The sequence below is a fragment of the Sulfitobacter sp. HI0129 genome (assembly GCF_001635395.1).
Lineage (GTDB): Bacteria > Pseudomonadota > Alphaproteobacteria > Rhodobacterales > Rhodobacteraceae > Sulfitobacter.
Genome location: NZ_LWGH01000600.1, coordinates 1 through 2,621, shown reverse-complemented (window position 1 = coordinate 2,621; position 2,621 = coordinate 1). Strand labels below are relative to the sequence as shown.

At 61.6% G+C, this 2,621-nt stretch carries 5 protein-coding genes and 1 pseudogene; 5 read left to right on the top strand and 1 reads right to left on the bottom strand.

All coding sequences use genetic code 11. The features are described 5' to 3' along the window. The 5 genes from A3764_RS15955 to A3764_RS15935 form a co-directional block, all read left to right on the top strand. Positions 1-441, top strand: a 441-nt coding sequence (locus tag A3764_RS15955) for a glycosyltransferase (RefSeq protein ID WP_269085027.1), incomplete at its 5' end; no start/stop codon positions are given. Continuing rightward, positions 438-1,199: a polysaccharide deacetylase family protein gene (locus A3764_RS15950; protein WP_067919848.1), complete on the top strand. Its 762-nt coding sequence runs from the start codon at positions 438-440 to the stop codon at positions 1,197-1,199. The genes A3764_RS15955 and A3764_RS15950, both read left to right, overlap by 4 nt. Next, on the top strand, positions 1,196-1,672 hold the full coding sequence (locus tag A3764_RS15945; protein WP_067919847.1) for a class I SAM-dependent methyltransferase: 477 nt from the start codon (positions 1,196-1,198) through the stop codon (positions 1,670-1,672). The genes A3764_RS15950 and A3764_RS15945 overlap by 4 nt, the downstream gene beginning before the upstream one ends. 61 nt (positions 1,673-1,733) lie before the next feature. Then, a complete protein-coding gene (locus tag A3764_RS15940; RefSeq protein ID WP_067919845.1) occupies positions 1,734-2,090 on the top strand; it encodes a hypothetical protein in 357 nt (118 codons plus the stop codon). Positions 2,091-2,145: 55 nt separating this feature from the next. Then, the gene (locus tag A3764_RS15935; RefSeq protein ID WP_067919844.1) at positions 2,146-2,352 is read left to right on the top strand and encodes a DUF3072 domain-containing protein; all 207 of its coding nucleotides are present in this window, start codon (positions 2,146-2,148) and stop codon (positions 2,350-2,352) included. Between the two features lie 59 nt (positions 2,353-2,411). On the opposite strand, the pseudogene A3764_RS15930 reads toward A3764_RS15935, so the two are convergent. Continuing rightward, positions 2,412-2,621: pseudogene (locus A3764_RS15930) on the bottom strand (elongation factor 4); the annotation flags it as partial.

Here is a 2,621-nt window from a genome sequence, read left to right as displayed (position 1 = left end):
CGACAAAACCCAGAGCGACGCTGGCGCATCCTGATCGGCGGGGCGCAGGCGACTGAGACTATCGCGAAGCTGAAAGACCTGCCCGAAAATGCGCTGGTAGAACCGGCGCGGCCAGACTTCCGCAATTTGCTTTGCCTGGCCGAAGCGTCAATCTCGCTCTGTGGATACAACACCGCGCTGGATATTCTGCAGACGGGTTGCCCGGCTGTCTTCGTCCCTTTTGACGAAGGGGGTGAAGTCGAACAGACACTCCGCGCAAATGCGCTTTCACGCCTGCCGGGGATCGTGACCTGCAGAAGCGCCGAACTCTCCGCCGCCTCCCTCCTGAACCGCCTCGATGAGTTGCAAAAGGCCCCCCGTCGCCCGCCCAGCCGAACAGGAATGAACGGGGCGAGCGAAACGGCACGCCTTCTTGCGCGGCTGGCAGAGGGGCAGCGATGAAAACCGACTGGCAGCCACTCATCGCCGAACTGACCGCTTATCGCGCGGCAGGCCTCACCCTGCCGATCTGGTGGCGGGATGACGACGCCACCCGTTCGGGCCCCCGCCTGCGCAAACTGGGGCGCATGTCCCGGCGCACGGGGGTGCCAGTGCATATTGCGGTCGTGCCCGCGCGGCTCGAGCCATCGCTCGTCCGATTTTGCGCGCAGCGGCCCTATGCGATCCCGCTGGTCCATGGTTACGCCCATGAGAACCGGGCACCGGTGGGTCAGAAGAAATCGGAATTCGGCGAGCCCCACCCGGACAGTGCGGAGCGCGCGCGCGAAGGGCTGAAGATCCTGCGCAATTCCTTTGGCGAGCGGCTTTTGCCGATCTTCGTGCCGCCATGGAACCGCGTGGCTCCTGAAACGGTGCAGGCGCTGCCTGCGCTGGGGTTCACCGGCCTGTCGACCTTCGCCCCCCGGTCGCAGCGGTTGGCCGCACCGGGGCTGGTACAGATCAACACCCATCTCGATCCCATTGACTGGCATAATGGCGGGGGCCTGATCGCGCCCGAGACACTGATCGCGCAAACGGTCCGCCAGTTGCAGGACCGGCGGCAGGGGCGCGCCGATCCGGCGGAACCCTTCGGCCTGCTGACCCATCATATCGTGCACGACAGCGAGATCTGGCGCTTCGCCGAAGACTTTCTGAAACATATGCTGGACGGGGGCGCCCTGCCCTGCGATCTGTCCCGCGAGAGGGAGACCTTGCCATGAGCCGCCTTGAATCCATGTATCGCCGCATCGGCGCGCAAATCAGCGGGCTCAACTGGGCGGTGGAGGTGATCGCCGATCTGCCGGGAGACGTGCTGGAACTGGGCCTCGGCAACGGCCGCAGCTATCACCACCTGCGGGAGAAGCTGCCGAACCGCTTCATCTGGGTGATCGACCGCGAAATGAATGCCCATCCTTCATCTGTTCCGCCCGATGAGTATTTTCTAAAGGGTGAAGCGGAAGCGATGTTGGCGCGAATGGTTTCGGGCGGGGTGCGTCTGGCACTGGCGCATTACGATTTCGGGGTGGGTGTCGACGAAGTGGACGATGCAGAGGCGCGGCGCCTCAGCCCGGCGATCAGATCCGTGATGGTTCCGGGCGGGTTGATTGTAACGCAACAGAGGCTCGAGGGCTTCAGCCTCGAGACGGGGCCAGACGACATCGCGCGGGGGCGCTATTTTTTCTACCGTGCGTAATAGGGTATTGAAAATATGCTGAAAACGCTAGGTTTTGGGGCGTTATCAAAAGGATATTTTCATGTTTAACTCACGCAATATCATCGCCGCAATTCTTGCCGGCATCGCCGGTACTATCGCGAACTCCATCGCTGTTTCAGCCGCCCTGGGGGCACCGTTGCTCGACCTTATCTTCAGCTTCGGGCGGGAGGCTGTGGCGATACTGGTCGCTTTGCTGCTGATCCCAATTTTCGCCCGGATGGAGGGTGCAGCGGCCTGGCTCACCGGTTTCCTGACGCTCGCGATCGTGCCCTCTATTCTTGCAAAGACGATCTTCGCCGTACCGGCGGGCTGGACGATGGTTCTGATCGTCAACGCGGTCTATGCGATCACTGCGGTCATCGTCTATGTGCTGATTACTAAACGGACAGCTGCATAGGCGGGAACTTCGGGGGCAGGGCCAGCGTTAACCTTTGGAACAAGAGGTGAACAAAATGACCGACAATCCAAAGAGCAACCCGACTGGAAACGCCGAAAAGGACCCCGAAGACTGGGTAACTGGCGATGAGCCGATGACCGGCGCACAGGCCAGCTACCTTAAAACCCTGTGTGAGGAGACCGGCGAGGAATTCGATGACAGCCTGACCAAGGCGGCGGCATCGGAAAAGATCGATCAGCTACAGGACAAATCCAACCGCTGAGCGGGGCAAAACGATATGACGGGGCGCGGGCCTGCCGGTTCGCGCCCTGTCGATTTCTATCAGCTGTCCATCTTGAGCGCTGAAATGAAGGCTTCCTGCGGGATGTCAACCTTGCCGAACTGGCGCATCTTCTTCTTGCCGGCCTTCTGCTTGTCCAAAAGCTTGCGCTTACGGGATGCGTCGCCGCCGTAGCATTTCGCCGTCACGTCCTTGCGCATGGCCGACAGCGTCTCCCGCGCGATGACCTTGCCGCCGATCGCCGCCTGAAT